At 69.2% G+C, this 5,740-nt stretch carries 4 protein-coding genes; 3 read left to right on the forward strand and 1 reads right to left on the reverse strand.

The features are described from left to right. From AC04L7_RS11280 to AC04L7_RS11290, 3 genes are all read left to right on the forward strand, one after another. Positions 1-773: metal-dependent hydrolase family protein (locus AC04L7_RS11280; RefSeq protein ID WP_475513025.1), on the forward strand; the 773-nt coding region annotated here is incomplete at its 5' end. A 6-nt stretch (positions 774-779) separates the two neighbouring features. Next, positions 780-2,093, forward strand: coding sequence for an amino acid permease (locus AC04L7_RS11285; RefSeq protein WP_436000496.1), 1,314 nt, complete (start codon positions 780-782; stop codon positions 2,091-2,093). Further along, positions 2,086-4,152 (forward strand): oxidoreductase, encoded by a 2,067-nt coding sequence (locus AC04L7_RS11290; protein ID WP_299345896.1) that lies wholly within the window; start codon positions 2,086-2,088, stop codon positions 4,150-4,152. Before AC04L7_RS11285 ends, AC04L7_RS11290 begins: the two co-directional genes overlap by 8 nt. A 3-nt stretch (positions 4,153-4,155) precedes the next feature. Here AC04L7_RS11290 and AC04L7_RS11295 read toward each other — a convergent pair. Further along, the coding region (locus AC04L7_RS11295) for a family 43 glycosylhydrolase (RefSeq protein WP_475513026.1) at positions 4,156-5,740 on the reverse strand (1,585 nt) is incomplete at its 5' end.

Consider the following 5,740-nt stretch of genomic DNA (forward strand, 5'->3'; position numbering starts at 1 on the left):
GATTGCCTGCGGGGACGGAGCTGCCGGCGATCTTCCGCCGTGGCGTCGCGGACAGCGAAGCGGAGGTGCGCCAACGGGTGAACGAGATCCTCGACGCGGGCGCCGACTTCATCAAGTTGATCGCCACGAGCGCCGTGCTTGCCGACGGCACCGAGCCGGGACAATCCGAGTACACCGAGGCCGAGATCCGCGCAGCGGTGGAAGAGGCCGGGCGTCGCGGCAGTTTCGTCGCGGCCCACGCACACGGTGCGGAAGGCATCAAGCGCGCCGTACGTGCCGGCGTGCGGTCGATCGAGCATGGCTCGCTGATGGACGACGAGGCCATCGCACTGATGAAGCAGGACGGCACCTTCCTGGTCGCCGACATCTACAACGGCGACTACATCGATACGGTGGGCCGGCGCGACGGCTGGTCCGCGGAAATCCTGCGCAAGAACCTGGACACGACCGAGGCGCAGCGCGAGGGCTTCCGCAAGGCTGTCGCCGCGGGCGTCAACATCGCCTACGGCACGGACAGCGGCGTGTATCCGCATGGCGACAATGCGCACCAGTTCGCCTATATGGTCCGCTACGGCATGACCCCGCTGCAGGCCATCCGCGCGGCRACGCTGGAGTCGGCGCGGCTGCTGCGCAAGGAAAAGGAACTGGGCTCGATCACGCCGGGCAAGCTTGCCGATCTCGTCGCCCTGGCCTGCGATCCGCTGGCCGACATCGCCTGCCTGCAGCAGGTGCGCGGCGTGGTGAAGGGTGGCGTGCCGGTGGCGCGGGACTAACCGCCCATGCCGTCACACGACCGCAGGAAGATCGGCTTCTGGACGTGCACCGCGCTGGTGGTGGGCAACACCATCGGCATGGGCATCTTCGTGCTGCCCGCCTCGCTGGCACCGTTCGGCTACAACGCGCTGCTGGGCTGGGGCATCACGGTGCTGGGTTGCCTCGCGCTGGCGCGCGTGTTCGCAAGGCTGGCGCGCCTGCTGCCGGGCGCGGACGGACCTTACGGTTACGTGCGGCACACGCTGGGCGATCTGCCGGCGTATGCGGTGCTGTGGTCGTACTGGGTATCGAACTGGATCACCCTCGCGGCCCTGGTCACGGGCGTGGCGGGCTATGCCGCCGCGATCTTCCCGCCGCTGGCGCGGGTGCAGCCGGCCGTGGTGTGCCTGGGCGTGCTGTGGCTGTTCGTGGGCATCAACCTGTTGGGCGTGCGCAGTGGCGGCCGCGTGCAGGTGGTGACCACGGTGATGAAGCTGGTGCCGATGCTGGCCGTCGCGGTGCTCGGCGCATGGACCCTGCTCGAATCCCCCGCGTCGTTCGGCGCGCATCCGCCGGCCAAACCGACCAGCCTCGGCGATGCGATGGCGGCGTCGACGCTGGCATTGTTCGCGATGCTGGGCATCGAATCGGCGACGATTCCCGCCGCGAAGGTAGAGGACCCCGGGCGCACCATCCCGCGCGCGACGATGACCGGCACCGGCATCACCGCGGCGATCTATCTCGTGGTGTCCGCCGTGCCGTTGCTGCTGCTGCCGCATGCCGAACTCGCGCAGTCGAGCGCACCGTTCGCGCTGGTGATGGAGCGTTTCGCCGGCGAGGGAACCGGGCGGTGGATCGCGTTGTTCGTCGTCGTCAGCGGCCTGGGCGCCTTGAACGGCTGGACGCTGTTGAGCGGCGAGATGATGCGCACGATGGCCGACAACGGCACGATGCCGAAGGTATTCGCGCGGACCAATCGCTTCGGCGCGCCCATCGGCGCCCTGGTGCTGACAGCCCTGCTCGCGAGCGCGATGGTGCTGATGAACTACAGCGAATCCGCGGTGGCGGGCTTCACCTTCCTCAGCACCGTGGTGACGGCGGCCAACCTGCCGCTGTACCTGGGGTGCTCGCTTGCATTGGGCGTGCTCTGGTGGCGTGGCCAGCGCGATGCGGGACGCGACCTGCTGGTCGCTGCCATCATCGGCGCGGCGTACACCGTGTTTGCCTTCATCGGCATGGGCGCGCAGCCCTTCTGGCTGGCGCTGGCGTTGATGATCGCCGGCCTGCCGCTGTACTTCTTCCTGCGCCGTCGCCCAGGCAACGCGGTGCCGCATGCGTGATCCGCGCTACGACATCCTGTTCGAGCCGGTGCGCATCGGCCCGGTGACGACCAGGAACCGTTTCTTCCAGGTGCCGCACTGCAACGGCATGGGCCATGCCATGCCGCTGGCGCACGCGGCCATGCGCGAAGTGAAGGCCGAGGGCGGCTGGAGCGTGATCTCGACGGAAGAGTGCGAGATCCATCCCAGCAGCGATCTCACGCCTTACGTCGAAGCACGTCTGTGGGACGACCGCGACATTCCCGCGCTCGCGCTGATGTGCGACAAGGTGCATGCGCACGGCGCGCTGGCCGCGCTGGAGCTGTCGCACAACGGACCGACCGCCTCCAACCTGTACTCGCGCGAAGTGCTGCTGGCGCCGTCGCACCAGCCCTCCAAGTACGGCTATCCCTCGCAGGCCCGCGCGATGGACCTGCACGACATCGCCGAGTACCGTCGCTGGCACCGCGAGGCGGCGGTGCGCGGCATGAAGGCGGGCATGGACATCATCTATGTCTACGCCGCGCACGACCTGTCGCTGCCGATGCATTTCCTGCAGCGTCGCCGCAACCAGCGCACCGATGCCTATGGCGGCTCGCTGGAGAACCGCATCCGCCTGCTGCGCGAAGTTTTGCAGGACACGCGCGAGGCGGTCGGACATCGCTGCGCCGTCGCGCTGCGCTTTGCTAGCGAGGAGCTGCTGGGGCCGGGCGGTGTGGAACTGGCCGAGGCGCAGGACATCGTCGGAATGCTGGCCGAGCTTCCCGACCTGTGGGACGTCAATGTAGCGGCCTGGTACAACGATTCGGTGCCCTCGCGCTTCGCCCGCGAAGGCGCGCAGGAACCCTTCATCGATTTCGTCCGCAAGGCAACGACCAAGCCGGTGGTCGGCGTGGGCCGTTTCACGTCGCCCGACACGATGGTCTCGCAGATACGGCGGGGCGTGATCGACCTGATCGGCGCCGCGCGGCCCTCGATCGCCGACCCGTACCTGCCGCGCAAGATCGAAGAAGGCCGCGTCGACGACATCCGCGAATGCATCGGCTGCAACATCTGCGTCTCCGGCGACATGACGATCTCGCCGATCCGCTGCACGCAGAACCCCAGCATGGGCGAGGAATGGCGCAAGGGCTGGCATCCGGAACGGATCGCGCCGAAGGCGAGCGAAGCGCGCGTGCTGGTGGTCGGCGGCGGGCCTGCCGGCCTGGAAGCCGCCCGTGCGCTGGGCCAGCGCGGCTACGAGGTGCACCTGGCCGACGCGCGGCGCGAACTGGGCGGGCGGGTCACGCGCGAGGCGCGCCTGCCGGGGCTGGCCGAATGGGCGCGCGTGCGCGACTGGCGGCTCGGGCAGATCGGCAAGCTGGCGAACGTCAGCACCTACCTCGACTCCGCGCTGACGGACCAGGATGTGCTCGACTTCGGTGCAGACCACGTCGTCATCGCCACGGGGTGCCACTGGCGGCGTGACGGATTCGGGCGCAGCCACGGGCTGGGCATCGCCGACTTCGCCGACAACGCGCGTGTCTTCACGCCGGACGACCTGATGGACGGACGCTGGCCCGAGGGCCGCGTGGTGGTGTACGACGACGACTACTTCTACACCGCCAGCGTCGTCGCCGAGGCGCTGCGCCTGCGCGGTTGCGAAGTCACGTACCTCACCCCGGACGACACCATCGCCTCGTGGAGCGCGAACACGCTGGACTACCGCCACATCCAGTGGCGCATGGCCGAGCTGGGCGTCGTGCAGTGCGTATCGCACCTGGTCACCGGCTATACGGGAACCACGCTTGCGCTGGAGCACGCATGGAGCGGCGCGGCCTCTTCGCTCGACTGCGACGCGGTCGTGGTGGTCACGGCCCGCCTGCCCGACGATGCGCTCTATCAGGCGTTGAAGGGACGCGAGCCGGAATGGGCGGATGCTGGCATCCGCAGCGTGGCCTGCATCGGCGATGCGCTGGCGCCGGGGCTGATCGCGCACGCGGTGTACGCCGGCCATCGATATGCGCAGGAACTGGACGCGCCGCGCGACGGCGAGGTGCCGTTCAAGCGGCACTTCCATCACGACACGCCGATGGCGTGATGCTCAGGCGAGCGCGCGGTAGCGGAAGTCGCTGAACTCCACCGCGCCCGGGCCGGCGCTGTACAACGCGACGCGCAGGCTGAGGAAGCCGCCGAACACATTGTGGTGCAGGCCGGACACTTCCATCCGCGTGTCCAGCCGCGTCCAGGTGCGGCCGTCGTCGTGCGAGTGGTGCCAGGTCACCACGTGGTGGTCGTAGGTCAGGCGGAGGCGCACGCGCCGCGTCGGCATCGCTTGCCGCGCCCACGTCTGCTCCTCCGCATACTGGAACACGCGCAGCCCGTCAGCCGCGAAGCCCAGGCCGACGAAGGCCTTCGGGTTGTAGAACAGCAGCAGGCCGCCTTCGCCGCCATCGACCAGGGTCAGCGTGACCTCGGCCTGGTAGGCACGGTCGCCGACAATGCACGCCAGGGGACTGCCGTCCGCAGGCGACCGGCCTGCGCCGGCGAGGCGGAGGGATTTCCTGCCGTAACGCACGCGCCGCATCTCGTCCGGTCGCGGCGCGTGGAAGGCCCACTGCGTACCGAGGCGATCGCTCGAGAAATCGTCCGACAGCGCGACGCCGGCGATCCCCGCCTTGCCGCCGCGCGGCACCGGCAACGGCGCCGAAAGATCGCCGCCGCGCGCACGGAACCAGCCATCGTCCGTCCACTCGATCGGCTCGAGCAGCGTCTGCCGGCCGAGCGTGCGATAGCCGTTCTCGTAGCCGTGGTAGACCATCCAGCTGTCGCCGGCCGGTCCATCGACCAGCGTCGCGTGGCCGCGCGACCACCAGGGCTCCGCATCGCCCAGCGTGCGCACCAGCGGATTGTGCGGGCAGTGTTCCCACGGTCCGTGGATCGAACGCGAACGCGCGGCGATCACCATGTGGCCGGTGATCGGGCCGGCGGTGCCGCCGACGGCGGTGACCAGGTAGAACCAGTCGCCACGTCGCGTCAGCTTGGGGCCTTCGGGCGCGAAGTTTTCGGTGATCCAGTCTTCCGGATAACGCCAGGGCTGGTAGGCGGTTTCGAGCGCGCCGTCGGTCGCCAGGCCGTTGTCGGTGAGGCGCACCTTGCGGATGCCGTTGACGAACAGGTAACGGCGTCCGTCTTCGCCGACCGCGTGGCCCGGATCGATGCAGCCATCGATGTGCAGGTCCACCGGTTCGCTCCACGGTCCGCGGATGTCGTCGGCCCAGATCGCGTGGATCTTCCACGCCTCGTCTTTCGCCAGTGCCGGCAGGTAGATGAAGTAGCGGTCGCCATGCTTGCAGAGATCGACGGCCCACACCGTCCCCACGTGCGTGCGCAGCGCAGGGCCGAGCGGCGTCCAGGTGACGAGGTCGGTCGAGTGCCAGATCACCAGGCCGGGATAGGCGTCGAACGACGAGAACGTCATGTAGTAGTCGTCGCCGTCCTTGAGGATCGTGGGGTCGGGACGATCGCCGGCGACGATGGGATTGAGATAGGTGCCGTTGCCGAGGTCGGCCTTGCGCTGGCCTTCGACGCCGGTGACGTGCGCCGGCGGCGCCGGCGCGCACGGTGTGGCCGCCGCCACGCGCGACGACAACGGCCAGGTGGCCAGGCCGGCGAGTCCGGCCTTGAAC

Source organism: Pseudoxanthomonas sp. LjRoot204_2 (assembly GCF_056175765.1).

What these genes read in the sequence shown, in the direction of transcription:
- AC04L7_RS11285 (WP_436000496.1), top strand. Translation starts at nt 780, where the DNA reads ATGCCGTCACACGACCGCAGGAAGATCGGCTTCTGGACGTGCACCGCG.
- AC04L7_RS11290 (WP_299345896.1), top strand. Translation starts at nt 2,086, where the DNA reads ATGCGTGATCCGCGCTACGACATCCTGTTCGAGCCGGTGCGCATCGGC.